21 protein-coding genes and 1 tRNA gene are annotated in these 25,241 nt (G+C 69.4%); 11 read left to right on the top strand and 11 right to left on the bottom strand.

Features of this window, described 5'->3' with window-relative positions:
• The 5 genes from BLS95_RS10745 to polA form a co-directional block, all read right to left on the bottom strand.
• On the bottom strand, positions 1-1,473 hold the full coding sequence (locus BLS95_RS10745; RefSeq protein ID WP_090930760.1) for an alpha/beta hydrolase: 1,473 nt from the start codon (positions 1,471-1,473) through the stop codon (positions 1-3).
• Between the two features lie 106 nt (positions 1,474-1,579).
• Positions 1,580-2,713, bottom strand: a complete 1,134-nt coding sequence (locus BLS95_RS10740) for an epoxide hydrolase family protein (protein WP_090930759.1) — start codon at positions 2,711-2,713, stop codon at positions 1,580-1,582.
• 318 nt (positions 2,714-3,031) lie between these two features.
• Positions 3,032-4,519 (bottom strand): 30S ribosomal protein S1, encoded by a 1,488-nt coding sequence (gene rpsA / locus BLS95_RS10735; protein WP_090930758.1) that lies wholly within the window; start codon positions 4,517-4,519, stop codon positions 3,032-3,034.
• Positions 4,520-4,712: 193 nt separating this feature from the next.
• On the bottom strand, positions 4,713-5,777 hold the full coding sequence (locus BLS95_RS10730) for a polysaccharide deacetylase family protein (RefSeq protein WP_245764975.1): 1,065 nt from the start codon (positions 5,775-5,777) through the stop codon (positions 4,713-4,715).
• 211 nt (positions 5,778-5,988) lie between these two features.
• Positions 5,989-8,679: a DNA polymerase I gene (gene polA, locus BLS95_RS10725; RefSeq protein WP_176993123.1), complete on the bottom strand. Its 2,691-nt coding sequence runs from the start codon at positions 8,677-8,679 to the stop codon at positions 5,989-5,991.
• Between the two features lie 128 nt (positions 8,680-8,807).
• On the opposite strand from polA, the gene BLS95_RS10720 reads away from it, so the two are divergent.
• From BLS95_RS10720 to BLS95_RS10695, 6 genes are all read left to right on the top strand, one after another.
• Positions 8,808-9,179 carry a PaaI family thioesterase gene (locus BLS95_RS10720; protein WP_090931017.1) on the top strand — a complete coding sequence of 124 codons (372 nt, stop codon included), beginning with the start codon at positions 8,808-8,810 and terminating at the stop codon, positions 9,177-9,179.
• Positions 9,180-9,585: 406 nt separating this feature from the next.
• Positions 9,586-10,872 (top strand): branched-chain amino acid ABC transporter permease, encoded by a 1,287-nt coding sequence (locus BLS95_RS10715; RefSeq protein WP_245764974.1) that lies wholly within the window; start codon positions 9,586-9,588, stop codon positions 10,870-10,872.
• A gap of 13 nt (positions 10,873-10,885) precedes the next feature.
• Positions 10,886-11,872 (top strand): branched-chain amino acid ABC transporter permease, encoded by a 987-nt coding sequence (locus tag BLS95_RS10710; RefSeq protein ID WP_090930756.1) that lies wholly within the window; start codon positions 10,886-10,888, stop codon positions 11,870-11,872.
• A gap of 4 nt (positions 11,873-11,876) precedes the next feature.
• Complete coding sequence (locus tag BLS95_RS10705; protein ID WP_218135711.1) at positions 11,877-12,800, top strand: ABC transporter ATP-binding protein; 924 nt, start codon at positions 11,877-11,879, stop codon at positions 12,798-12,800.
• Positions 12,797-13,582 (top strand): ABC transporter ATP-binding protein, encoded by a 786-nt coding sequence (locus tag BLS95_RS10700; protein ID WP_090930754.1) that lies wholly within the window; start codon positions 12,797-12,799, stop codon positions 13,580-13,582. Before BLS95_RS10705 ends, BLS95_RS10700 begins: the two co-directional genes overlap by 4 nt.
• Positions 13,583-13,667: 85 nt before the next feature.
• On the top strand, positions 13,668-14,042 hold the full coding sequence (locus tag BLS95_RS10695; RefSeq protein WP_090930753.1) for a hypothetical protein: 375 nt from the start codon (positions 13,668-13,670) through the stop codon (positions 14,040-14,042).
• Positions 14,043-14,105: 63 nt separating this feature from the next.
• On the opposite strand, the gene BLS95_RS10690 is transcribed toward BLS95_RS10695, so the two are convergent.
• Positions 14,106-15,395: an ABC transporter substrate-binding protein gene (locus tag BLS95_RS10690; protein ID WP_090930752.1), complete on the bottom strand. Its 1,290-nt coding sequence runs from the start codon at positions 15,393-15,395 to the stop codon at positions 14,106-14,108.
• A gap of 327 nt (positions 15,396-15,722) precedes the next feature.
• Between BLS95_RS10690 and BLS95_RS10685 the strand changes: the two genes are divergently transcribed.
• The gene (locus tag BLS95_RS10685) at positions 15,723-16,427 is read left to right on the top strand and encodes a hypothetical protein (protein WP_143043662.1); all 705 of its coding nucleotides are present in this window, start codon (positions 15,723-15,725) and stop codon (positions 16,425-16,427) included.
• A gap of 84 nt (positions 16,428-16,511) precedes the next feature.
• Here the strand turns inward: BLS95_RS10685 and BLS95_RS10680 are convergent, their stop codons facing one another.
• From BLS95_RS10680 to BLS95_RS10670, 3 genes are all read right to left on the bottom strand, one after another.
• Complete coding sequence (locus tag BLS95_RS10680; RefSeq protein ID WP_090930750.1) at positions 16,512-17,813, bottom strand: ABC transporter substrate-binding protein; 1,302 nt, start codon at positions 17,811-17,813, stop codon at positions 16,512-16,514.
• Positions 17,814-18,062: 249 nt separating this feature from the next.
• Positions 18,063-19,361: an ABC transporter substrate-binding protein gene (locus tag BLS95_RS10675; RefSeq protein WP_090930749.1), complete on the bottom strand. Its 1,299-nt coding sequence runs from the start codon at positions 19,359-19,361 to the stop codon at positions 18,063-18,065.
• Positions 19,362-19,513: 152 nt separating this feature from the next.
• Positions 19,514-20,098: an ANTAR domain-containing response regulator gene (locus tag BLS95_RS10670; protein ID WP_245764973.1), complete on the bottom strand. Its 585-nt coding sequence runs from the start codon at positions 20,096-20,098 to the stop codon at positions 19,514-19,516.
• Between the two features lie 109 nt (positions 20,099-20,207).
• Here BLS95_RS10670 and BLS95_RS10665 point away from each other — a divergent pair.
• Positions 20,208-20,293: transfer RNA gene (locus BLS95_RS10665), tRNA-Leu, on the top strand.
• 42 nt (positions 20,294-20,335) lie between these two features.
• Here the strand turns inward: BLS95_RS10665 and BLS95_RS10660 are convergent.
• On the bottom strand, positions 20,336-21,064 hold the full coding sequence (locus BLS95_RS10660; RefSeq protein WP_090930747.1) for an SDR family NAD(P)-dependent oxidoreductase: 729 nt from the start codon (positions 21,062-21,064) through the stop codon (positions 20,336-20,338).
• 71 nt (positions 21,065-21,135) lie between these two features.
• Between BLS95_RS10660 and BLS95_RS10655 the strand changes: the two genes are divergently transcribed.
• The 3 genes from BLS95_RS10655 to dapD all read left to right on the top strand — a co-directional run bounded on the left by BLS95_RS10655 (position 21,136) and on the right by dapD (position 23,497).
• A complete protein-coding gene (locus BLS95_RS10655; protein ID WP_090930746.1) occupies positions 21,136-21,972 on the top strand; it encodes a LysR family transcriptional regulator in 837 nt (278 codons plus the stop codon).
• 115 nt (positions 21,973-22,087) lie between these two features.
• Positions 22,088-22,510 (top strand): pyridoxamine 5'-phosphate oxidase family protein, encoded by a 423-nt coding sequence (locus BLS95_RS10650; protein ID WP_090930745.1) that lies wholly within the window; start codon positions 22,088-22,090, stop codon positions 22,508-22,510.
• A 24-nt stretch (positions 22,511-22,534) separates the two neighbouring features.
• Entirely contained in the window at positions 22,535-23,497 is a 963-nt protein-coding gene (gene dapD / locus BLS95_RS10645; RefSeq protein ID WP_090930744.1) for a 2,3,4,5-tetrahydropyridine-2,6-dicarboxylate N-succinyltransferase, read from the top strand.
• A 298-nt stretch (positions 23,498-23,795) separates the two neighbouring features.
• On the opposite strand, the gene pyk is transcribed toward dapD, so the two are convergent.
• The gene (pyk, locus tag BLS95_RS10640; RefSeq protein WP_090930743.1) at positions 23,796-25,226 is read right to left on the bottom strand and encodes a pyruvate kinase; all 1,431 of its coding nucleotides are present in this window, start codon (positions 25,224-25,226) and stop codon (positions 23,796-23,798) included.
• Positions 25,227-25,241: the final 15 nt, after the last annotated feature.

The raw sequence follows: 25,241 nt of genomic DNA, 5'->3' as shown, positions 1-25,241 counted from the left end.
CTACATCCGCGCGTCCAGAGCCGCCGTCAGGTCCCCAGGGCAGGCGGTGCCGCGCTCCGGCAGCGTCCCGTGCACGAGATAGCGGTGCACATGTGCGCGCAGGCAGGTCGCGCGCAGCTTGCCGACCCCCTGCTCCAGGTAGGCGCCGTGCCCGTCGCCGTGCCACAGCGTCACCGCCCCCGGGATCCGCCGGGCCACATGAGCCGCGCCGGTGGGCGGGGCCACGGTGTCCAGCCGCCCGATGCCGACCAGGACCGAGCGGCGCCCGGCGGCCGGTGGATGGGGTCGCCGGCCCGCCGCCCCGGCCGGGAGCCCCAGGCAGCGGGCGATCTCGGCCCGGCCGCTCAGCCACCCCACCCGCGGGGCCACGGAACCCAGCCGCGACTCCATGGCCACGAAGCGCCGGTGACCGGGTACAGAGGACATCAGGTCGTGGCATTCCAGGGCCCGCGTCACCGTGCCCGGCGGCACGGGCGCCGTCACCTCGGCCATCGCGGCCAGGGCGCTCGCGTCGCCCTCCCCGGCCGCCGCCAGCGCCCTGGCCAGCTCCGGCCAGCGCTGCGGGACGAGCCCTGCCAGCACGGCGGCGGCGATCTGCCGGTCGTCCACCGTACGCACCGGTCCGGCGGGCAGCGGCGCTGCCTTCAGCAGGCCGTCGAACACCCTCACCGCGTCGTCGTCGAGCGGGCAGCCCATCCGGCCGCGGCACCAGTCACGGAAGCGGTGGAACTGCCGCTCCACCGCCCGCGCGTGGGCGATCAGCCGCCGTCCCAGGCCGGCCTCGGCGTGGTCGGGCACCCCTTCCAGGTAGGTCCGCCCGGCGCGGCGGGGAAACAGCTCCAGGTACGCCTGCCCGTACACGGCCCCGTAGGAGTTGCCGAAGTAACGCAACCGGGGCTCACCGAGCGCGGCGCGCAGGGCGTCGAGGTCGTGAGCCACCTGCCAGGACGTGAGTCCCTCGTAGGCGGGCCCGGCGGCGGTCCGGCAACTGCGGGCATAGGCGGCGTTGTCGCGGGCGTAGGCGTGCCATACAGCCGCTCCTGGGGTGAACAGCCGCCGCGGGTCGGGCGCCGCCACCGGGCACCGCACCGCCGCCGCACTCCCCCGGTCGCCGGCCCCGCGCGCCTCGACGAGCACCACGTCGAACCACCGCGTCAGCTCGCTCACCGTGTCCGGCCGGGCCCGTACGTCCTGCACGGTCGACGTGCCACCGGTGTTCACCACCAGCGCCCCGAGGCTGCGCAGCGGCTCCTTGGCGGGCATCCTGGCAAGATCGACCTCGGTACGCGGCCCGCTCGGCCTGGCCCAGTCGACCGGCACGGACAGCCTGCCGCACTGGAGCCCGTCACCGCAGTCCCACCAGCCGATCCCCTGCCGCATCGGATCCACTGCCGCGCCACTGGCCGGACCGCCGGCGGGGACGACCGTCACCAGGACGGCCAGCGTCCAGAGCACCCGCCGAACCACGCTCATTGCATCGCCCTCCGCGAGTCCGCGCCAACAGCGCAGGTCAGTCTGTCAGCGGCGGGCCTGGCGGGTGACCGGGTCGCGAAGGTCCTGGGTAAAATCTGCCGCCCGCTCAGCGGACGAGCCGGAAAAAGGCGCGTATGCCCTCCACCAGCGAGTCCGGCGCCGCCATGGCCACCATGTGGCTCGGGCTGTGCGCCTCGCCCCAGTACACGATGTCGTTCTCCCGCTCGGCGATGCGCCGCAGGACGGGAGGCCCGCCATGGGTCACCCCGCTCGGCACCACGCGCTGGTCGATGGGCAGCCCGGCCGCCCCGTCGTAGTACGTCCACGACGACGACCCGCCGGTGCCGGTGAGCCAGTACAGGGTGGCGTTGGTCAGCACCAGGTCCCGATCGATCGGCTCGGCCTCCGACCCCCAGCCGTCGAACTCCTTGAACCGCTCCACCAGGTAGGCGAGCTGTGCGACGGGCGAGTCCGCCCACCCGTACGCGAGCGTCTGGGGCCGGCCGGCCAGGTAGGGGCCGTACCCGCTGCCGCCCGCCATCCGGCCCGTCATGTCCGCCAGCAGGGCCAGGTCCTCCTCGCTCGCCCCGTCGAGCTCGCCCGGCCGCCCGGTGGGGATGCCCAGCCCGGCCGTGATGGCCGAGCCGGCCACGTGCTCGCTGTCGAGCACCGCCAGTTGCGGGGTGACCAGGGCCCCGGCGTCGTTGCCCTGGGCGCCGTACCGCTCGTACCCGAGCCGGCGCATCAGCTCGGCCCAGGTACGCGCCACCCGCTCGATGCTCCAGGGCCGCTCGCCGGGAGGCTCCGGGAACGGCGAGAACCCGAAACCGGGCAGGGACGGCGCCACCACATGGAAGGCCACGGAGGGGTCGAGCCCGTGCCCGCGCGGGTCGGTGAGCGGGCCGATGACGTGGCGGAACTCGGCGAAGGAGTTCGGCCAGCTGTGGGTCATGATCAGCGGCAGCGCGCCGGGCTCCGGCGAGCGCACGTGCGCGAAGTGGATGCGCTGCCCGTCGACGTCGGTGGTGTACTGCGGGAAGCCGTTGAGCTCGGCCTCCTGCTTGCGCCAGTCGAAGCCCTCGGCCCAGTATTCGGCCAGCTCCCGCAGGTAGGCCACGGGCACGCCCCGGTCCCATCCGCCCGGCAACTGCCGCGCCCACCGGGTGCGCCGCAGGCGCTCGCGCAGGTCGTCCAGGTCGGGCTGCGGGATGTCGATGTGAAAGGGCTCGATCTCGTTCATGCCTCCGACCGTAGGAGGCAATGCGGCAAGCCCCCTTCCGCATCTCCCCCGGCCAGTGCTCGGCCTCCCCCGGCCGGCGTTCGGCCTCCGGTGACCGGTGCTCGGCGTCCCGCGGGCGGTGCTCGTCCTCCGGTGACAGGTGTTCGGCCTCCACGGCCGGTGCTCGGCCTCCGATGAACGGTGTTCGGCCTCCCGCAGCCCGGGTGCTCGGCCTCCAGTGAACGGCGCTCGGCTTCCCGTGAACGGGAAAGGCCCCGCACCTTGCACGGTGCGGGGCCTTTCCTTTACGGCTCTGGCCTAGGGCATCAACCTACGGTCTCAGCTCTGGCCGCCGGCGAGCTTCTCGCGGAGCGCCGCGAGGGCCTCGTCAGAGGCGAGCGCGCCGCTGGCGGGAGCGGAGGACGAGGAGCCGCCGCTGGCCGGGGCCGGCGTCTCACCGCTGTAGGACGAGGGAGCGGCCTCGCCGGCCTCCGCCTCGGCCTTGCGGGCCTCCTCGATCTGCTTCCTGTGGGCCTCGAAGCGCTGCTGGGCCTCGGCGTACTGCCGCTCCCACTCCTCGCGCTGCCGGTCGAAGCCCTCGAGCCACTCCCCGGTCTCCGGGTCGAAGCCCTCGGGGTAGATGTAGTTGCCCTGGTCGTCGTAGGTGGCCGCCATGCCGTAGAGGGTCGGGTCGAACTCGACCTCGGTGCCGACACCCTCGTTGGCCTGCTTGAGCGACAGGCTGATCCGGCGCCGGTCGAGGTCGATGTCGATGATCTTCACGAAGATCTCGTCGCCGACCTGGACGACCTGCTCCGGGATCTCCACGTGCCGCTCGGCCAGCTCGGAGATGTGGACCAGACCCTCGATGCCCTCCTCGACCCGGACGAACGCACCGAACGGCACCAGCTTGGTGACCCGGCCCGGCACGACCTGGCCGATCTGGTGGGTGCGGGCGAACTGCTGCCACGGGTCTTCCTGGGTGGCCTTGAGCGACAGGGAGACGCGCTCGCGCTCCATGTCCACGTCGAGGACCTCGACCGTGACCTCCTGGCCCACCTCGACGACCTCGGACGGGTGGTCGATGTGCTTCCAGGACAGCTCGGAGACGTGCACGAGACCGTCGACGCCGCCGAGGTCCACGAACGCACCGAAGTTGACGATCGAGGACACGACGCCCTTGCGGACCTGGCCCTTCTGCAGGGTGTTGAGGAACGTCTGGCGAACCTCGGACTGCGTCTGCTCAAGCCAGGCGCGGCGCGACAGAACCACGTTGTTGCGGTTTTTGTCGAGCTCGATGATCTTCGCCTCGAGCTCGCGCCCGACGTACGGCTGCAGGTCGCGGACACGGCGCATCTCGACCAGGGACGCGGGGAGGAAGCCGCGGAGGCCGATGTCGAGGATGAGACCACCCTTGACGACCTCGATGACGGTGCCGGTGACGATGCCGTCCTCGTCCTTGATCTTCTCGATCGTGCCCCAGGCGCGCTCGTACTGGGCGCGCTTCTTGGACAGGATCAGTCGACCCTCCTTGTCCTCCTTCTGGAGAACGAGGGCCTCGACGTGTTCACCGACCTCCACGACGTCAGCAGGGTCGACATCGTGCTTGATCGAAAGCTCGCGCGAGGGGATGACCCCCTCGGTCTTGTAGCCGATATCGAGAAGAACCTCGTCTCGATCGACCTTGACGACGGTGCCTTCAACGATGTCACCGTCGTTGAAGTATTTGATGGTCTCGTCGATCGCTGCGAGGAAGGCTTCCTCGGACCCGATGTCGTTGACCGCTACCTGCGGGGTGCTCGAGGTGGCCTCAGTGCTGGACGTCATGTGTGGAATTGCTCCGAACGCGGACAGGATGTCGATGTGGCGGACGCGCGGCAGGCCCTCTTCCGCATCAAGCCGAGGAAGTAACGACATCGACGTGACCGAGCGCGAGCCCGCTCCGTCTGAGGCGCGCGCGAGCCCACAGCGCAGCGATCAGCATATGAGACCTTCGCCACGGGGTCAATCCGGGGAGGAGTCAGTACGCGATGACCTGGAGCCCTCGCTTGGCCACGATATTACCCCGCAGTGCCTCCGGTATGGAGATCCGGTCCGGGTCGCCGTCGGAGACATAGCGCTCACCAGGGTGCCTGCGCAGCCAGTCCAGCCAGTATTGCGAGCACCACTTGCGGCACTCGCCCTTCCTCCCGTTGCTCTGGATCCGCTGGATCGCGCCACGGTCGAAATTTTTCGCGTAGGGCGAAAGCGATGGCTCGGCCCCGGCGAGGAACACGCCCGCGAAATTGTAACGCGTGCCGTCCCATGCTCCGGTCCGGGTGTCCTTCCTGACCCGGGGCATGGACCCGTACGGCAGCGCCAGGGTCGTGGAGGGCGGCACGCCGAGCTTCTTGAGCAACCGTTCGAGCCGGACGATCTGCTCGCGCACCCGCTTGCGCTTGATCGTCCGCAGGTTGGGGTGGCTCCAGGTGTGGTTGGCCACCTCGTACCCGTGGTCCACCAGCCAGTGCAGGGCGGTCTTCTGGGACTCCGTGCCGACCAGCCCGAACGGCTCCCTGGTGATCCAGAACGTGGCGGTCGGCCGGAAGCCCGGGTGCCGGGCGGCGACCTCCTGGATGACGGCCACGGCCGTACCGGGCGCGGGGTTGCCGCTCGCGTCCAGCGCGAACTGACTCGGATGCGCGTCGTCGAACGTCAGCACCACCGGGAACCTGCCGACCGGCACCCGGATGTCGCCGAGGGCGAACTCCCTGGCCGTGATCGGCACGTAGCCCTGCTCGGCCAGCGTCTCTAACTCCTTCCGCAGTTGCGCCGGGGTCCGGTCGATGGAGGCGACCTGCTTGGCCAGGATCCGGTGGTACATCAGCACCGGCACCAGCCCCGCCTCGTTGGCGTGCACCTGCCGGGCGAACTCGGGCGTGGCCACCACCCCGGGCGGCTGACCGACCGGGGTCAGGGTGGGCGGCGCGGGGGCGGTCGCGATCGCGGCGACCTCCTGCGGCCTGGTGTGCGGCCGGTTGCCCGACGGCATGAGGGCCAGCCCGACGACGGCGACCGTCACCACCACCACGTTCGCGACGCCCACGGTCCGCGTGAGGGACGCTGGTGTCCGCACAATGCCCCCGGCCACTCGGCGAAAGGATGCTCAGAGGGTAGTCGCGCGACCCCGCTCCCGCGACCGCTCCGCGGCGGGAAACCTGAAACCCACGGCCACAACGTCCGGCCCTTGCCGAAGCCGAACGGCCCGTGCCCGGCCGGGCCGTCCATGGCGGCGGCGCCCGGACGGGCCGGAGGGCTCAGTGGCCGGCGTCCTCCCAGGTGCGTCCGACGCCCACCGAGACCTCCAGCGGCACCCGCAGGTGGTAGGCGGCGTTCATCTGGTCGCACACGAGCTGCGTGAGCTCCTCCAGCTCGCCCGGCGCCACCTCGAACACCAGCTCGTCGTGGACCTGCAGCAACATCCGGGAGGCCAGCCCCGCCTCGCGGATCGCCTGGTGCACGTGGAGCATGGCGACCTTGATGATGTCGGCCGCCGAGCCCTGGATCGGGGCGTTGAGCGCCATGCGCTCGGCCATCTCCCGGCGCTGCCGGTTGTCGCTGGTGAGGTCGGGCAGGTAGCGGCGGCGGCCCATGATCGTCTCGGTGTAGCCGTCGCTGCGCGCCTGCTGCACGATCGCCTGCAGGAAGTCGCGCACGCCGCCGAACTCGGTGAAGTATTCCTCCTTCAGCGCCCGCGCCTCGGCCACCGGGATGTTGAGCTGCCCGGACAGCCCGAAGTCCGACAGGCCGTAGGCCAGCCCGTAGTTCATCGCCTTGATCCGAGCCCGCAGCTCGCCGTCGATCTGCTCCGGCGGCAGGTTGAACACCCGGGCCGCGGTGGCCTGGTGGAAGTCGTGGCCGGAGGCGAAGGCGTCGATGAGCGACTCGTCGCCGGACAGGTGGGCCATGATGCGCAGCTCGATCTGGCTGTAGTCGGCCGTCAGCAGCGTCTCGTAGCCCTCGCCGACCACGAAGCCCTGCCGGATGCGGCGGCCCTCGGCGGTGCGGATCGGGATGTTCTGCAGGTTGGGCTTCTCCGAGGAGAGCCGTCCGGTGGCGGCGATGATCTGGTTGAACGTGGTGTGGATGCGCCTGTCGTCGCTGATCTCCTTGATCAGCCCCTCGACCGTGGTGCGCAGCTTCTGCTGGTCGCGGTGGCGGAGCATGATCGTCGGCAGCTCGTGCTCGGTCTGGGTGGCCAGCCAGGCGAGCTGGTCGGCGTCGGTGCTGTAGCCGGTCTTGATCTTCTTCGTCTTGGGCAGGTTGAGCCGGGTGAAGAGGATCTCCTGGAGCTGCTTGGGCGAGCCGAGGTTGAACTGCTCGCCGACCGAGCGGTGCGCCTCCTCCACGGCGTGCTTGACCGCGGCGCCGAACTCGGCCTCCAGGCTCGCGAAGTATTCGCCGTCGACGGCGATGCCCGCCCGCTCCATCTCGGCCAGCACGGCCAGCAGCGGCAGCTCCACGTCGGCCAGCAGCTGGGTGCCGCCGCGCCCGGCCAGGAACGCCTCCAGAGACTCGGCCAGCTCGCGCACCGCGTGGGCGCGCAGCGCGAGGTCCTTGGCCGGGGCGTCCTCGTCGTCGCCGAACAGCGCGGCCTGCCCGTTGGACTCCTCCTCGGCCCGCAGGTCGCGGTTGAGGTAGCGGCGGGCCAGGTCCTCCAGCGCGAACGTGCGCTGCCCCGGCATGGCGAGATAGGCCGCCAGCGCGGTGTCGCAGCTCAGGCCGCGCAGCTCCATGCCCTGCGCCCAGAGGGCCAGGATGGGCCCCTTGGCGTCGTGGACGGCCTTGGGCTTGGTGTCGTCGCCCAGCCAGGCCCGCAGGGCGGCCTCGTCGCTCTCGGTGAGCTTGACGGGGTCGATGTGGGCGGCCGTGCCGTCGGGCGCCGCCACGGCGATGCCGTCGATGCGCCCGGTGCCGCTGCCGTAGGCGCCCTTGAAGGCGAGCCCGGCGCGGCCCTCGGGCAGCGCGGCCAGCCAGCCGCTCACCCGGTCGGGGCCGAGGATCACGGTCTCGACCTCGAAGCCCTGCTCGGGCTCCAGCTCTCCGGTGCCGAGCACCTTGAACACGCGCTCACGCAGCTCGCCGCGGATCTGCAAGGTGTCGAAGAGCTTGTTGATCTCCTCGCGGTCCCAGGCGCCCTGCTTGAGCTCGGCCAGGTCGACCTCGACGGGGACGTCGCGGAGCAGCTCGGTCAGCCGCCGGTTCATCAGGACCTGGGCGACGTGCTCGCGCAGCTTGTCGCCGACCTTGCCCTTGACCTCGTCGACCCGGTCGACCAGCGCGGTCAGCGAGCCGAACTCGCGCACCCACTTGGCCGCCGTCTTCTCCCCCACGCTGGGGATGCTCAGCAGGTTGTCGCTGGGGTCGCCGCGCAGGGCGGCGAAGTCGGGGTATTGCACCGGGGTCAGGCCGTATTTCTCCTCGACCACCTCGGGCGTGAACCGCGTCATGTCGCTGATGCCGCGCCGCGTCATCAGGACCGTCACGTGCTCGTTGACCAGCTGCAGCGCGTCGCGGTCGCCGGTGACGATCAGCACGTTCATTCCCTGGTCGGCGGCCCGGGTGGCGAGCGTGGCGATGATGTCGTCGGCCTCGAAGCCGGCCTTGGACAGGCGCGGGACGCGCAACGTGTCGAGCAGCTCGAAGATGAGCTGCATCTGGCCGCGGAAGTCCTCGGGCGTCTCGCTCCTGTTGGCCTTGTAGTCGGAATAGGCCTCGTGGCGGAAGGTCGGCTCCGACCTGTCGAAGGCCACCGCCACGTGGGACGGCTGCTCGTCGCGCAGGATGTTGGTCAGCATCGAGGTGAACCCGTAGACCGCCTCGGTGTGCTGACCGTCGGTGGTCATCAGGTTGGCGTCCTTGAGCGCGTAGAACGCGCGATAAGCCAGGGAATGCCCGTCGAGCAGCAGCAGGCACGGGCGGCTGGGGGTCACTTCACTCTTCGGCACACACGCAGCCTAGTCTGCGTCAGCGACAGAAAACCTGAGCTCGGAAGAGTGGAGACGCCCCTTTGACGCAGACCAACCCCCAGGAAGGCTCCGCCGATCGTCCCCTGGACCTCTCCGTGTACGCCGGCATGCACGAGGGCACGCTCGCCGACCGGCTGGGCATCGAGTTCGTCGAGGCGGGACCCGAGCGGGTCGTGGGCCGCATGCCGGTCGAGGGCAACACCCAGCCCTACGGCCTGCTGCACGGCGGCGCCTCGGTGGTGCTCGCCGAGACGCTGGGCTCCGTGGGAGCCGCCATCCACGCGGGCCCCGAGCGCATCGCCATGGGCATCGAGATCAGCGCCACCCATCACCGGGCGGTGACCTCCGGCCACGTGACCGGGGTGGCGACCAGGGTGCACGCGGGCCGCACGCTGGCGACGTACGAGATCGAGATCACCGACGAGCAGGGGCGGCGGGTGTGCACCTCTCGCCTCACCTGCATATTCCGCGACCGCTGATGCAACGCTCTCACAAGGCACTTTACTGGACCCTTTGCGCGGGGCCCCCAGTGGTCGCTACGGTGGTCTGAGCAGAGCCCGCGGGGAGGCCCGGTAGATAACGTGTAAGGCCGGGGAAGCCCTACATGGCCCCAAAGGCACCCCCGCGGGCTTGTCTATAACTTTCAGCTATCGTTACTGATTCGTTTCCTCAATGCGCCAGGCGTCTCCGCCGATTTAGCCCCTGACCAGGGTTGTTGATTCCTCACATCAGTGACACGCGGTTGTCACTAATTGGTGACGAACGATACTGAAACGGGCGACTCCGGAATAAGCTCCCGCCATTGCATCCCAGTTGTGCCTGCGATGCGCGCGTGTCGAGATGGAGGGGTCACCACCCCGCCTTGACCTACTTGAGGGAGCACCATTGCGCAGAGCCGTGATCGCGTTCACGGCCTTCCTGGGTGGACTCATCTTCCTGCTCGCCGGACCCGCCCACGCGGGACCGGCCGACTGCCAGGGCTTGAGGGGAACACTCAAACTCCAAGGCCAGCCAGTGAACGGCGCCAAGATCGCTGTGACCACCGAGAGCGGACAACCCGTCAAGGAGGTTACGAGTAACGCGCAAGGCGCGTGGGACGTCCAGGTCGACCAGATAGGCAAATACCGAGTCACCCTCGACGTCAGCACCCTCCCCCAGAACTCGGAAGTTCGCGGCGGCAACAACGTCCGCACGCCCACCGTCTACGAGGGCAACTGCTCGACGGTCCTGTTCGCGCTCCAGCCCAAGGCCGCCGCGGGCCAGCCCCCTGCGGACACCGGCCAGACCACGTTCTGGGAGCAGGCCGCCCAGCTCACCTTCGAGGGCCTCAACCTGGGCCTGATCATCGCCCTCGCCGCGCTCGGCCTCTCGCTGATCTACGGCACGACCGGGCTGACGAACTTCGCCCACGGCGAGCTGATCACGCTCGGCGCGGTCATCGCCTACACCTTCAACGTCGGCTTCGGCATCCAGCTGATCCCCGCCGCGATCCTGGCCGTGATCGTCTCGGGCGGGCTCGGTTATGCCCAGGACCGCCTGTTCTGGGGGCAGCTGCGCAAGCGCGGCACCGGCGTGATCGCCATGATGATCATCTCGATCGGCGTGGCCATCCTGCTGCGGAACCTCATCCAGTTCTTCTTCGGCGCCCAGAACGAGAACTTCAGCGACTACAACACCCAGGCCGGCATCGTGGTCGGCCCGATCAGCGCCGCACCGAAGAACTTCTGGGCCATGGGCATCGAGCTCGCGGTGCTCATCGTCGTGGGCCTGGCCCTGATGAAGACCCGCACCGGCAAGGCCGCCCGCGCCGTGTCCGACAACCCGGCCCTGGCCGCCTCCTCCGGCATCAACGTCGACCGGGTCATCCGCATCATCTGGACCTTCGGCGCCGCCATCGCCGCGCTGGCCGGCATCATGCTCGGCGTGTCGCAGTCGCTGAAGTTCACCATGGGCCAGGACATCCTGCTGCTCATCTTCGCGGGCGTCACGCTCGGCGGGCTCGGCACCGCCTTCGGCGCCCTGGTCGGCTCGCTGGTGGTGGGCGTGTTCATCCAGGTTTCCACCCTGTGGATACCGCCGGAGCTGAAGTCCGTCGGGGCGCTCGCCGTCCTCATCATCGTGCTTCTCTTCCGGCCGCAGGGCATCTTGGGCCGCCGCGAGCGGATCGGCTGACGGGGGGTACCACATGGACTGGCTCACGATTCTCACCACCACCGTCCACGCCGCCATCGGCTGGGAGACGGTGGTCTACGGCCTGGCCGCGATCGGCGTCAACATCCACTTCGGCTACACCGGCCTGCTCAACTTCGGGCAGTCGGCGTTCATGGCCGTGGCGGGCTACGGCATGGCCGTCACCGTCGTCTTCCTGAACCTGCCGTTCTGGATCGGCATCCTGGTCGGCCTGGCGGCAGCGGCGGTCCTGGCGCTCCTGATGGGCATCCCGACGCTGAAGCTGCGCGCCGACTATCTGGCGATCGTGACGATCGCCGCGGCCGAGATCATCCGGCTCATCTTCCGCTCGGTGTATTTCAAGGACATCTTCGGCGGCTCCGACGGCCGGCGCGGCTTCAACGGCGACTTCTACGCGATGAACCCCTATCCGGCCGGCCATTACGGCATCGGCCCGTTCGGCTTCGACGAGCGGACGATGTGGTTCCTGACGGTCGGCTGGGCCGTTGTGCTGCTCAGCTGCGTGGTCGTCTACCTGCTCATGAAAAGCCCGTGGGGCCGCGTGCTCAAGGCGATCCGCGAGGACGAGGACGCCGTGCGCGCCCTCGGCAAGAACGTCTTCTCCTACAAGCTGCAGTCGCTGACGCTGGGCGGCATCATCGGCTGCTTCGGCGGCTTCCTCTACGGCCTCTACAACGGCGCCGTGCAGCCCGACGTGTTCGGTACCGAGATGACGTTCTTCGCCTACACCATCGTGATCCTCGGCGGCGCGGCCCGCGTCTTCGGCCCGGTCGTCGGCGCGATGATCTTCTGGGTGCTGTTCGTCTTCGTCGGCAACACGCTGGCGGAGCTGGTGGCCAACGGCTACATCCCCTTCATGACCACCATCCAGGTGGGCCCCATCCGTTACGCCCTGGTTGGTCTAGGTTTCATCCTGTTGCTGGTTCTCCGGCCACAGGGCATCTTCGGTGACAAGAGGGAGATCGCCATCGATGCGCGATGACACGATGACCGACAGCCTCAAGGCCAAGGCGCAGGCCGCCTTCAAGGACCTCGCCCGCGACCCCGGCGTCCCCAAGCCCGATCCCATCCTGGTGGTCGACAACGTGGTGCGCCGCTTCGGCGGTCTGACCGCCGTCGACGTCAACCACGTCGAGATCCAGCGCGGCTCGATCACCGCCCTGATCGGCCCCAACGGGGCGGGCAAGACCACGTTCTTCAACCAGCTCACCGGCTTCGACACCGCCGACTCGGGCACGTGGCGGTTCAACGAGCGGGCCATGAACGGCGTGCCCGCGCACAAGGTGGCGCGCTACGGCATGGTGCGCACCTTCCAGCTCACCAAGGCGCTCTCGCGGCTGACGGTGCTGGAGAACATGCGCCTGGGCGCCCAGAAGCAGCGCGGCGAGAGCTTCTGGCGGGCCCTGGTGCCCGGCTTCTGGCGCGGCCAGGAGGAGGAGATCACCGAGCGGGCCGAGGAGCTGCTGGTCCGTTTCAAGCTCGACGCCAAGCGCGACGACTTCGCCGGGTCGCTGTCGGGCGGCCAGCGCAAGCTGCTGGAGATGGCCCGCGCGCTCATGGTGCAGCCGGAGCTGGTCATGCTCGACGAGCCGATGGCCGGCGTCAACCCGGCGCTGACGCAGTCGCTGCTCGGCCATGTCAAGGACCTGCGCGAGCAGGGCATGACGGTGCTGTTCGTGGAGCACGACATGGACATGGTCCGCGACATCAGCGACTGGGTGATCGTCATGGCGCAGGGCGCCGTCATCGCCGAGGGCCCGCCCTCGACGATCATGTCCGACGAGCGCGTCATCGACGCCTACCTGGGCGCCCACCACGACGCCCCGCTGTCGGAGGGCGAGCTGGAGGCCCAGCTGCACGAAGCCGAGGCGGAGCTCGAGGCTGAGATCGAGGAGGAGACGCAGAAGTGAACGCCGTCCCCGAGTCCCAGGCGGCCATCACCGACCGCACCGCGCACCTGGAGGGAGCCGCAGAGGCCCTGCTGAGGTGTGACGAGCTGATCGCCGGCTACCTGCCGGGCGTCAACATCCTCAACGGCTCCGACCTCTACGTCAAAGAGGGCGAGCTGATCGGCATCATCGGCCCCAACGGCGCCGGGAAGTCGACGTTGCTCAAGGCCATGTTCGGGCTGGTGAACATCCGCAGCGGCACGGTGCTGCTCAAGGGCGAGAACATCACGAACATGAAGGCGCACACGCTGGTCGCCCGCGGCGTCGGCTACGTGCCGCAGACCAACAACGTCTTCCCCAGCCTCACCATCGAGGAGAACCTCGAGATGGGCGCCTTCCAGGTGCCGGGGAAGTTCAAGGAGCGCTTCGAGTTCGTGGCCGAGCTGTTCCCCGCGCTCAAGGAGCGGCGCAAGCAGCGCGCCGGCTCCCTGTCCGGCGGTGAGCGGCAGATGGTGGCCATGGCCAGGGCGCTCATGACCGAGCCCTCCGTGCTGCTGCTCGACGAGCCGTCGGCGGGCCTGTCGCCCAAGCTGCAGGACCTGGTGTTCATCCAGGCCCAGCAGATCAACAAGGCGGGCGTGACGGTGATCATGGTCGAGCAGAACGCGCGCCGCTGCCTGCAGATCTGCCACCGCGGCTACGTCCTCGACCAGGGCCGCAACGCCTACACCGGCACCGGCAAGCAGCTCGCCAACGACCCCAAGGTCATCGAGCTCTATCTGGGCACGCTGGCCAAGGCGTAGATCACGAGACGGAGAAGGGGCTCCCCGCGGGCCCCTTCTCCGTTTTTTAATGAGCGGTGTGAAACGTTTGTCGGCAGTTGCGCTCATGTTGCCCTTGCTGCTCCTCGGCTGCCAGGACAACGCCTCCTCGGCGGCCCGCTACAGCACGGGTGGCGATCCCACCGACAGCCCGTGCGCCCGCGTCGTCTCGGCCATCGGCTACGCCGACCTCATGCTGAAGCCGCGGGGCCAGGAGGATCGGCAGTATTTCGAGGACGCCGTGCTCGGCCGCCTGGCGGAGGCACGCGGGATCACCTTGCAGTTCGGCGGCCGGCTCCCCGGCTCGGCGCAGGAGGCGGTGGCCCGGATGGAACAGGCCACCGCGGGACTGTCCAAGAGTGACGTGCCGCGAGATCGCCAGGTGACGCTGCTCAAGCAGTACCGGGCTGCGGCCGACGAGATCGTCGCCGCGTGCAAATGAGACAGCACCGGCCCACAGGGAAAGGGCCCGGTCCAGGTGGATCGGGCCCTTCCTGGTGAGGACCTAGCCGGCGATGTTGCCGGTGCGGTATTCGAGCGCCTTGGTGGCGTACTTGTTGTCACTGCCGTACTGGTAGATGCCGATGGTGGCGACGGCCGGGTCACCGGCCTCGTTGAACTCGACCGGGCCGCTGACGCCGTCGTAGTCGATGTCCTTGCCGGCCTTCAGCAGGTCCACGCACTGCTTGAAGTTGTTGCACTTCTCTCCGCCCTTGCTGACCTCCATCAGCTTGGCCGCGATGTCGACGCCCGCGTCGCTCTTGGCGGCCTCGGCGCCCAGCGCGATCAGGTTGGCGGCGTCGTACGACTCGGGGGCGTAGCTGAAGTCCTCGAGGTCGGGGTTGACGCCCAGGAGCTTCTTCTGGAACTCCTCCGGGGCGGCGGCACCCGGGATCGTGCCCTTGACGCCGTCCAGCGTGCCCTTGGGCATGTCCACGTAGTTGGTGTTGGAGGTGTTGCCGTCAACCATGTACCACTTGTGCTTGCTGGCCGGCAGGCCCTGCTTGACCAGCTCCTGGACGACCTTGGCGGTCTCCTCGAAGCCGATCAGCACGATGCCCTTGGGGTTCTCCGCCTTGATCTTGGCGATGTCCGCGGAGAAGTCGGCGGCCTTCGGGTCGTAGTCGACGCGCGCGACCACTTCGCCACCGCCGTCCGCGACGGTCTTCGCCACCTGGTCGGCCAGGCCGGTGCCGTAGGAGTCCTGCATCGCCATGATGCCGACCGTGTCGTTGCCGTCGGCCACCACGAGGTCACCCAGCACGCGGCCCTGCAGCTTGTCCGGCGGAGATGTACGGAAGTACAGGCCCTTGTCCGCGATCGTGGTGAACGCGTCGGAGGTGTTGGCCGGCGAGAAGTGGATGGCGCCCGCTCCCGTGATCTTGTCGATCACGGACTCCGACACCGACGAGGACGCGGCGCCGATGATGGCGTCGGCGTTCTGCGCGAGCAACTTGTCGACCGACTGCGAGGCGATGTTGGTCGTGGTGTCACCCGAGTCGGTGTCGTGCTTGACCACGGGCTTGCCGAGCACGCCCCCGGCCTCGTTGATCTCCTTAAGTGCGAGGTCGACCCCCGCGAACTCGGGCGGGCCGAGGAAGGCGAGCGAACCGGTCTGGGGCAGAAGCGTACCGAGGGTGAGAGTGCCGTCGCCCTTCGAGGCGGGTGCCGACGAGGCGGGCGCCGCGCTGGGAGAGGTCTGCGTGGCGGTGTCGCCGCCGCCGCAGGCTGTCAGGGCGAGGCTGGTGGCAGCCACGACAGCCAGCGCCCGCCCCACGGGAGCAATGCGGATCATGAAGTGTCTCCTTCATTTCCAGGCCGGGATCCGTCAGCGGCGCCGAGCGTTCCCGATCGAATGACGGAAACGTACAAAATCGCTGCGTGGTCCAACTAGATCCGCTGAGGAACTGTCGGCACTTGGATGCGGAGTCGTAATCAGTCCTCAACTTACGGGAGCTGCGCAAGGACGCTTAATGTGCGACAGGTGAAGCGCATTACCCTGCCCCTCCTGATGGCCGTCCTCATCACCGCTTGCGGAACCTCCGAACCACCTCCGCCGCCGCCCGCCGCACCGCCCACAGGCGTATCCGTCTCACTGGCGCAATGGCGTTCCGATGAGCCGGTGCACGAGTTGCAGGTGGCCGTCCGCAATACCAGTGAGACGCCAGTGTATTTCGCCGACGTCCAGCTGGTCACCCCTTCTTTCAAAACACTGCCGGCGCAAAGGGCCGACGCCGTCATCAAGAAGACCGAGCGGACGGACCTGCCCATCAGGTACGGGCCCGCGAACTGCTCCCCCCGGGGCCTGCCCGAGGTGAGCCCCGCCACGGTGGTGGCGCACGTGAGGACCGGGTCCGAGCAGCCGTACAAGGTGGTCTTCCAGGTGCCGCACCCGGACCCGTTGCTGGCCAGGCTGCTGCGGGACGAGTGCTCCGAATACCTGATCAAGCAGGCGGTGAGCCTGGAGTTCGGCCCGACGTGGACGGAGTCGGGCAAGGTCATGCGGGGCGATCTGGTGGTCACCCGGCGCGGGCCCGGCGAGGTGACGGTGACCGACATGGGCGGCACCACCCACTACATCGTCACACCGGAGCACCGGCCCCTGGGCTCGCTGGCGGCCGACCAGGAGCGGCTGGAGCTGCCCGTCGAGCTCACTCCCGGGCGCTGTGACCCGCACGCCTTCGCCGAGGCCAAGAAGGCCTTCCTGTTCCCCGTCCGGGCCCGCATCGACGGGGGCGAGGAACGCGTGGTCATCGTGGTGCCGCCCAAGCCGTTGCAGGATCGCCTCATCGAATACGCGCTGCGGGTGTGCGGCCTGGGCGGATGAGCGACCGCCGGACACGCCGCCGCCCCGGTGCCGGGCGGGCACCGGGGCGGCGGGCGAAGGGGTCTCCTGGGGCTGTCCCCCGGATCAGCCCTCGATGTTGCCGGTACGGTACTCCAGCGCCTTGCCGGGGTACTCGTTGTTGTCGCCGTACTGGTAGACGCCGATGGTGGCGACCGCCGGGTCACCGGCCTCGTTGAACTCGACCGGGCCGCTGAGACCGTCGTAGTCGATGTCCTTGCCGGCCTTCAGCAGGTCGACGCACTCCTTGAAGTTCTTGCACTTCTCGCCGCCCTTGCTGACGTCCATCAGCTTGCCCGCGATGTCGGCGCCGACATCGCTCTTGGCGGCCTCGGCGGCCAGCGCGATCAGGTTGGTCGCGTCGTACGACTCGGCGGAGTAGGTGAAGTCCTCAAGCTCGGGGTTGAGCTCCTGGAGCTTCTTCCTGAAGTCCTCGGGGGCCGCGGCGCCCGGGATCGTGCCCTTGACCCCCTTGAGGGTGCCCTTGGGCATGTCCTGGTAGTTGGTGTTCGACATGTTGCCGTCCACCATGTACCACTGGTGCTTGTCGGCGGTGAGGCCCTGCTTGACCAGCTCCTGGATGACCTTGGCGGTCTCCTCGAAGCCGATCAGGACGATGGCCTTCGGGTTCTTCGCCTTGATCTTGGCCACGTCGGCCGAGAACTCCGCGGCCTTCGGGTCGTAGTCCACCCGCTCGACCACCGAGGCGCCGGCCGCCTCGGCCGTCGAGGAGATCTGGTCGGCCAGGCCGGAGCCGTAGGAGTCCTGCATGGCCAGGATGCCCACGGTGTCGTTCCCGTCGCCCGCGATCAGGTCGCCGAGCACGCGGCCCTGCAGCTTGTCCGGCGGCGCGGTACGGAAGTACAGGCCCTTGTCCGCGATCGTGGTGAACGAGTCGGAGGTGTTCGCGGGCGAGAACTGCAGCACGCCCGCACCGGTGATCTTGTCGATGATCGACTCGGACACCGACGAGGACGCGGCGCCGACGATGGCGTCGGCCTTCTGCGAGAGCAACGAGTCCACCGACTGGGAGGCGATGTTCGTGGTCGTGTCGCCGGAGTCGGTGTGGATCTTGTTGACCGGCTTGCCGAGCACGCCGCCGGCCTCGTTGATCTCCTTGACGGCCTGGTCGACGCCGGCGAACTCGGGCGGGCCGAGGAAGGCCAGCGAACCGGTCTGCGGCAGCACCGTACCGATGGTCAGGGTGCCGTCACCCTTCGCCGCCGGCGGGGCGGCCGACGACGGCGCCGCGGACCCGGTCTGCTGTGCAGCCGTCTCACCGCCGCCACTGCCGCCACAAGCCGTCAGGGCCAGGCTCGCGACGGCCGCCACGGCCAGTACGCGCCCCGCTGGAGCAATGCGGATCATAAAAAAGACTCCCCCAATCACACGAAGGGACGATCGCCTTCGCCGGGTTTTCCGAGCTCAGCATGCCTCCTGGGCGAGGAACTGGGGAGTTCTTACGCGTCATTTATGCAGATTCGTAATGTCCCAAACACGCATAGTTATGGGATGTTTCACGAGAGTTACGACCGACTCAACTCGCGACCCGGCCCCGAACCGAAATTGATCCGATTCGGGGCCGAAATCCAGGGGTAACGAGATAAGGGTAAGCACTTAACCGGCGATGCTGCCCTTGCGGTATTCAAGCGCCTTGGCGGCGTTGAACTTGTTGTCGGCGCCGTACTGGTAGACGCCGATGGTCGCGACCGACGGATCGCCCGCCTCGTCGAACTCGACCGGGCCGCTGACTCCCTCGTAGTCGATGTCCTTGCCGGCCTTCAGCAGGGCGACGCACTCCCGGAAGCCCGTGCACTTCTCGCCGGTCTTGCTCACCTCCACCAGCCGCGCCGCGATGCTGCGGCCCGCGTCGTCCTTGGCCGCCTCGGCCGCCAGCGCGATCAGCGTCACCGCGTCGTACGACTCGGCCGCGTACGTGTACTCCGCCAGGTCGGGCTCGACGGCCAGCAGCCGCTTCTGGAACGCCTCGGGCGCTGCCGCCCCCGGGTAGGTGCCCTTGACGCCGTCCAGCGTGCCCCGGGGCGCCGAGACGAAGTTGGTGTTCGACATGTTGCCGTCCACCATGTACCACCTATGCCTGTCGGCGGTCAGGCCCTGCTTGACCAGCTCCTGCACGACCTTCGCCGTCTCCTCGAACCCGATCAGCACGATGGCCTTCGGGTTCTTCGCCCTGATCTTGGCCACGTCGGCCGAGAACTCCGCGGCCTTCGGGTCGTAGTCCACCCGCTCCACGACCGTGGCCCCGCCCGCCTCGGCGGTCTCGGTCACCTGGTTCGCCAGGCCGGTGCCGTAGGAGTCCTGCATGGCCAGGATCCCGATGGTCTCGTTGCCGTCGGAGACCACCAGGTCGCCCAGGACCCGCCCCTGCAGCCTGTCCGGCGGCGCGGTGCGGAAGTAGAGCCCGCCGTCCTCGATCGTGGTGAACTTGTCGGAGGTGTTGGCCGGCGAGAACTGCACCACGCCCGCACCCGTGATCTTGTCGATGACCGCCTCGGACACCGACGAGGACGCGGCGCCGACGACGGCGTCGACCTTCTGGGCCAGCAGCTTGTCCACCGACTGCGAGGCGATGTTGGTCGTGGTGTCACCCGAGTCGGTGTCGTGCTCGACCACGGGCCTGCCGAGCACGCCCCCGGCCTCGTTGATCTCCTTGAGCGCCAGATCGACGCCCGTGAACATGGGCGGCCCCAGATAGGCGAGCGTGCCCGTCTGCGGCAGCACCGTGCCGATGGTGAGCGTGCCGTCCCCCTTGGCCGCCGGACTCCCGGAGGCCGGCGCGGGGGACGAGGCGGCGGTCGTGGCACCCGGCCGGGCGGTAGTGGCCTCGGGCGAGCACGCCGCCAGCGCCAGGCAGGCCGCGAGGGTCACGATCGGCGCGCGGGAAATGCGGATCATGAAGAAACGTCTCCGTTCGAGATGAGCGGACCTTCCGTCCGCCCATCAGTTACGCGCCGGGACGTCTCCCACGAAAGCGACCGAAGCCGGTTGGATGCCCACTCGTGACCGCACCACAACCCGCCGGGCCGAATCACCTGATAATGGGGCCCTCAACTCCGCTCGGCGGCGTCGTCGATAACGATCTGGGCAACCTCGCGCATGCTCAGCCGGCGGTCCATCGACGCCTTCTGGATCCACCGGAAGGCCTGCGGCTCGCTCCAGCCGTGCTGCGTCATCAGCAGGCCCTTGGCCCGCTCGACCAGCTTCCTGGTCTCCAGCCGCTCCGACAGGTTGGAGACCTCGGCGGCCAGCGCCACCATCTCCTCGTGCCTGCTCACCGCCATCTCGATGGCCGGCACCAGATCCGCCTTCGTGAACGGCTTGACCAGGTAGGCCATCGCGCCCGCGTCCCTGGCCCGCTCGACCAGGTCCCGCTGGGAGAAGGCGGTGAGGATGAGGCAGGGGGCGATCCGCTCGGCCACGATGCGCTCGGCCGCGGAGATGCCGTCGAGCACGGGCATCTTCACGTCCAGGATGACGAGATCGGGCCGCAGTTCGGCGGCCAGCCGGATCGCCTGCTCGCCGTCACCGGCCTCGCCCACGACGACGTAGCCGTCCTCCTGGAGCATCTCCTTGAGGTCGAGGCGGATCAGCGCCTCGTCTTCCGCGATCACTACTCGCCGCTGCGTACTCACGAGCAGAAGAGTACAGACGTCCGGTACATTAGAGCCACGCTGGCGCCCGGCAGCTGATCAACTTCGGGGGTAGGGCGCGACGTATATCCGGACAAATCCGGATATTTCGGCCGGAATGATGGAATGGCAGACATGGACGCCTCAAAAGCGTCTGCTCGAAAGGGCGTGCGGGTTCGAATCCCGCTTCCGGCACCACACAGCAGGCCGGGACCCCGACGCGGGAGCCGGTGACGGCGGTCACCAGGGCACGGGCCCGGCGTCGTCGAAGAACCCTCCCGTGGGCCCGTCGGGGCCGAGCAGCGCCAGCTCGATGACGATGGCCGCCCCCTGCGCCGCGGTGCGGGTGATCTCGAACGGCAGGTCCTTGGTGAAGTCGGTGGCGCACGCCCCGGGGGCGGCGGCGTTGACCAGAATGCCCTCCTTGCGCAGCTCCTTGGCGTACTGGACCGTAAGGGCGTTGAGCGCGGTCTTGGCGGTCGGGTAGGCCGCCAGGGCCGGCAGACCCGACATGTAGTGATCGGGATTGGTGTGGTGGGCGATGGCGCCGACGCCACTGGAGACGTTCACGATGCGGGCCGCGGGCGCGCGCCTGAGCAGGGGAAGCACGGCGTTGGTGACCGCGAGCACGCCGATGACGTTCGTCTCGAACACCTCCCGTACGACCCGCGCCTCGGTGGCGCTCGGCGGGACGCCTGTCGGACCGGCGATGCCCGCGTTGTTGACCAGCACGTCGAGGCGGCTCAGCCCGGCGGCGACGGCGTCGATCGTGGCCGGGTCTGTGACGTCGAGCACGACCGGCCGCACGTCGCCGCCCGCCGCGCGCAGCCGGGCCGCGGCCTCCTCCCCGCGCGCCCGGTCGCGGGAGCCGAGCAGCACCCGCATGCCCCGCTCGGCCAGCCCCTTGGCCACCTCGTAGCCGATGCCCTTGTTCGCCCCGGTCACCAGGGCGGTGGTCTTGTCCGTCATGGTGGAAAGCACACCACCGTGCGGCGATCGCGGGCCAACACCGGCTGGGTCACGGCTCATACCCTGGGGGTATGGAGACGCGTGAGCTGGCCTACTTCGCCGCCGTCGCGGAGGAGCTGCACTTCGGGCGGGCGGCCGAGCGGCTCGGCATCGCGCAGCCGCCGCTGTCGAGGGCGATCCAGAAGCTGGAGCGGCGGCTCGGGGTCACGCTGATCGACCGGTCGGGGCCCAGGATCGCGCTGACCCCCGCGGGCGAGGTGCTCGCCAGGGAGGCCGCCAAGGTGCTGGACGCGGTGGCCGCCGCGCGGACGCGCACGCAGCGGGCCGGCCGCGCCGAGCCGCGGCTGGTGGTGGCGCTGAAGCCGGGCGGCGACGGCGGCCTGCTGCCCGGCCTCCTCGCGGCCTATCGCGGCCATCCGGACGCGGTGGAGGTGGATCTGGCGCTGTGCGCGGTGAGCGAGCGGGCCCGGATGGTGCGGGAGGGCACGGCGGACGTGGCATTCCTGCACTGCCCGTACGAGGACCTCACGGGGTTCGACAGCCAGCCGCTGCGGGTCGAGGGCGGCGTGGCCATGATGTCGCCGGCGCACCGGCTGGCGGGGCGGGCCTTCGTGCACCGGGCCGACCTGGCGGCCGACCCGACGCCCTGCTGGCCCGAACAGCACCCGGAGATCAGCGATCCGGCGACGCTGATGCAGCTGGCGGTGCTGGGGCGGCTGATCGCGGTGGTGCCGGAGTCGGTGCGGGACCACGTCCGGCGGGATCTCGTCTGCGTGCCGGTCCTGGACGGGACGCCGACGACGGTGGTGCTGGCCTGGCCCGTGGGGACGCGGTCGCGGGCCCTGGCGGCGTTCGTGCACACGGCGACGATGGTCGCTGAGCGGCTCGCGTACATGCCGAGTTCCTGACGGTCCGCCGGTGCGACTCCGCTGGTGTTTGGGGACAAAGGGGCAGATGGGAGCTTTGGGAAGCCTGCTATCGGGAACATTCGTCATGACACGGCGAAGACGGGGGTGGGGCGGAATGCCGTTGAGCGTGGCGGACCGGGAGGCGTTTCTGGCGGAGCCGCACATCGCGAGCCTGGCCGTGGAGGCGGGCGAGGGCCGGGCGCCGTTGAGCGTGCCCGTCTGGTACGACTACACGCCCGGCGGCGAGATCCGGTTCCTGACCGAGGGCGACTCGCGCAAGGCGCGGCTGATCGCGAAGGCGGGCAGGTTCACGATGCTGGTGCAGCGGGCGAGCCCGACCTACCGGTACGTGTCGGTCGAGGGCAATGTGGTGTGGTCCGGACCCACGACGCTTGAGGAGCTGACCCGCATCTCCTCCCGCTATCTGCCGCCCGAGGCCGTGGCGGGCTACGTGCAGGGCTCCGACCTCCACGTGCTCGTGACGTTCCGCATGCGCCCCGAGCACTGGCTGTCGGCGGACCTGGGCGCGCTGAGCTGAGCTGCGAAACGGTATTTTTGGCCCGTGACTGCTATCGATCCCACCTCGACCGGCGCGTTCGGCGTCGGCCTCGCGACCATCGCCGCCGACGGCACGATACTCGACACCTGGTTCCCCGCCCCCGAGCTGGGCGACGCGCCCGCGAGCGGCACCGCGCGCCTGTCCGCTGACGAGGCCGGCGAGCTGGCCGAGCTGACGGGTCCCGACGCGGCGCGAGGCGTGGAGGTGGTGGCGGTGCGCACCGGCATCGCCAAGCTCTCGGAGCCTCCGGTGGACGCGCACGACGTCTACCTGCGCCTGCACCTGATCTCCGGCCGCCTGGTCCGGCCGCACGGCGTCAACCTGGACGGCGTCTTCGGCCTGCTGGCCAACGTCGTGTGGACCAACTTCGGCCCGTGCCCCGTCCCCGACTTCGAGCGCACGCGCCTGCGGCTGCGGGCCCGGGGCCCGGTGGCGGTCCACGGGGTGGACAAGTTCCCGCGGATGGTGGACTACGTGCTGCCGTCCGGGGTCCGCATCGCCGACGCCGACCGGGTACGCCTCGGCGCCCACCTGGCCAGCGGCACCACGGTCATGCACGAGGGCTTCGTGAACTTCAACGCCGGCACCCTGGGCGCCTCCATGATCGAGGGCCGGGTCTCCTCCGGGGTCGTGGTCGGCGACGGCTCCGACGTGGGCGGCGGCGCCTCGATCATGGGAACCCTGTCGGGCGGCGGCAAGCAGGTCATCTCGATCGGCGAGCGCTGCCTGCTGGGCGCGAACGCCGGCATCGGCATCTCGCTGGGCGACGACTGCGTGGTGGAGGCGGGCCTGTACGTGACGGCCGGCACCAAGGTCGCGCTCCCGGACGGCACGGTGGTCAAGGCAGCCGAGCTGTCGGGCTCGAACGGGATCCTGCTGCGCAGGAACTCGCAGTCGGGCGCCGTCGAGGCGGTCCCCCGTCAGGGCGGAACCATCGAACTCAACGCCGCCCTCCACGCCAACTGACCCACGGACTCATCCCACGGGGCGGGCGCCCTACCGACCAACGCCCGCCTCGTGCGAGGGCCACGCCGGCGGACCTCCACTACGAGGTCAACGCACCCGCCGTCGCGACGGGCCCACGTCGGACCACGTCCGTGGCCCACAGAGCGCTCCGTAACGGCGGCCCGCCGGTGAAGGGTCAGCGACCGTTTCCTGGAGGGCCCTCAACCAGCTACGGCGAGTGGCGGACCACGGCGACGCGTAACGGATGAATCAACGAGCTACGGCGAGTGGCGGACCACGGCGACGCGTAACGGATGAATTAGTGGGTGTGAGAAACGGCGGAGCCGATCGTGTGGACGCGGAGGGCGTTGGTGGAGCCCGGGGTGCCGGGAGGCGAGCCCGCCACGATGACCACCTTGTCGCCCTTCTCCAGTTGCCCCAGCGACAGCAGGGACGCCTCGACCTGCCGCACCATGTCATCGGTGTGATGCACGAACGGCACGTGGAACGTCTCCACCCCCCACGTCAGCGACAACTGCCCGCGCACGTGGGGCGCCGAGGTGAAGGCCAGCAGCGGGATCGGCGAGCGGTAGCGGGCCAGGCGGCGCGCCGTCTCCCCCGACATCGTGAACGCGATCAGCGCCTTGGCGCCGACGATGGCCCCCACCTCGGCCGCGGCCCGCGCGATGGCGCCGCCGGTGGTCTCCGGCAGGCGGCCCAGCGTGTGCGTGGCGTGCAGGGAGGACTTTTCGGCCGCGCAGGCGATACGGTCCATCGTGGACACCGCCTCGATCGGATAGTTCCCGACCGAGGTCTCGCCCGACAGCATGACCGCGTCGGCGCCGTCCATGACCGCGTAGGCCACGTCGGACGCCTCCGCGCGGGTGGGGCGCGGGGAGTTCATCATGGAGTCGAGCATCTGGGTGGCGACGATGACCGGGCGGGCCTTCTCGCGGCACAGCTCGATGATGCGCCGCTGCACGATCGGCACATCCTCCAGCGGCAGCTCGACGCCCAGGTCGCCGCGGGCCACCATGATGCCGTCGAAGGCCTCGACGATCTCGGGCAGCCGGTCGACGGCCTGCGGCTTCTCGATCTTGGCGAGCAGCGGCAGGCGCACGGCCTCCTGCTCCATGATGTTGCGCACCACGTCGGCGTCGGAGGGGCGGCGCACGAACGACAGGGCGATCATGTCGCAGCCGGTGCGCAGCGCCCAGCGCAGGTCGGCCTCGTCCTTGTCGGTCAGCGCGGGGGCGCTGACGTTGACGCCGGGCAGGTTGAGGCCCTTGTTGTCGGAGATCATGCCGCCGATGACGACGCGGGTGATGACGCGGTCGCCCTCGACGCGGCTGACCTCCAGGACGAGCCGGCCGTCGTCGACCAGGATCGTGTCACCGGGGCGGACGTCGTTGGGCAGCCCCTTGTAGGTGGTGGAGACCTGCTCGCGGTCGCCCGGCACGTCCTCGGTGGTGATGGCGAACACGTCGCCGAACCCCAGCCGGACCGGGCCCTCCTCGAACGTGCCGACCCGGATCTTGGGACCCTGCAGGTCGGCGAGCACGCCTACACCGCGGCCGAGTTCGGCCGCCACCTCCCTGACCCGGTCGTAGACCTCTCTGTGCATGTCATGATTGCCATGGCTGAGGTTGAACCGTGCCACGTCCATGCCCGCGGCGATCAACTCGCGCAGGCGTTCTTTGGAAGATGTGGCGGGGCCTAGGGTGCAGACTATTTTCGCACGACGAGTCACGAGTCCTACCTTAAT

The sequence above is a fragment of the Nonomuraea jiangxiensis genome, assembly GCF_900099965.1.
GTDB lineage: Bacteria > Actinomycetota > Actinomycetes > Streptosporangiales > Streptosporangiaceae > Nonomuraea > Nonomuraea jiangxiensis.
This window is presented reverse-complemented; position numbering and strand designations above follow the sequence as displayed.

Bases quoted from the DNA above. Each gene is read 5' to 3' on its own strand.
- BLS95_RS10745 (WP_090930760.1), bottom strand. From the start codon at position 1,473: ATGAGCGTGGTTCGGCGGGTGCTCTGGACGCTGGCCGTCCTGGTGACG.
- BLS95_RS10740 (WP_090930759.1), bottom strand. From the start codon at position 2,713: ATGAACGAGATCGAGCCCTTTCACATCGACATCCCGCAGCCCGACCTG.
- rpsA (WP_090930758.1), bottom strand. From the start codon at position 4,519: ATGACGTCCAGCACTGAGGCCACCTCGAGCACCCCGCAGGTAGCGGTC.
- BLS95_RS10720 (WP_090931017.1), top strand. From the start codon at position 8,808: ATGCACGAGGGCACGCTCGCCGACCGGCTGGGCATCGAGTTCGTCGAG.
- BLS95_RS10710 (WP_090930756.1), top strand. From the start codon at position 10,886: ATGGACTGGCTCACGATTCTCACCACCACCGTCCACGCCGCCATCGGC.
- BLS95_RS10705 (WP_218135711.1), top strand. From the start codon at position 11,877: ATGACCGACAGCCTCAAGGCCAAGGCGCAGGCCGCCTTCAAGGACCTC.
- BLS95_RS10695 (WP_090930753.1), top strand. From the start codon at position 13,668: ATGTTGCCCTTGCTGCTCCTCGGCTGCCAGGACAACGCCTCCTCGGCG.
- BLS95_RS10690 (WP_090930752.1), bottom strand. From the start codon at position 15,395: ATGATCCGCATTGCTCCCGTGGGGCGGGCGCTGGCTGTCGTGGCTGCC.
- BLS95_RS10680 (WP_090930750.1), bottom strand. From the start codon at position 17,813: ATGATCCGCATTGCTCCAGCGGGGCGCGTACTGGCCGTGGCGGCCGTC.
- BLS95_RS10675 (WP_090930749.1), bottom strand. From the start codon at position 19,361: ATGATCCGCATTTCCCGCGCGCCGATCGTGACCCTCGCGGCCTGCCTG.
- BLS95_RS10660 (WP_090930747.1), bottom strand. From the start codon at position 21,064: ATGACGGACAAGACCACCGCCCTGGTGACCGGGGCGAACAAGGGCATC.
- BLS95_RS10655 (WP_090930746.1), top strand. From the start codon at position 21,136: ATGGAGACGCGTGAGCTGGCCTACTTCGCCGCCGTCGCGGAGGAGCTG.
- BLS95_RS10650 (WP_090930745.1), top strand. From the start codon at position 22,088: ATGCCGTTGAGCGTGGCGGACCGGGAGGCGTTTCTGGCGGAGCCGCAC.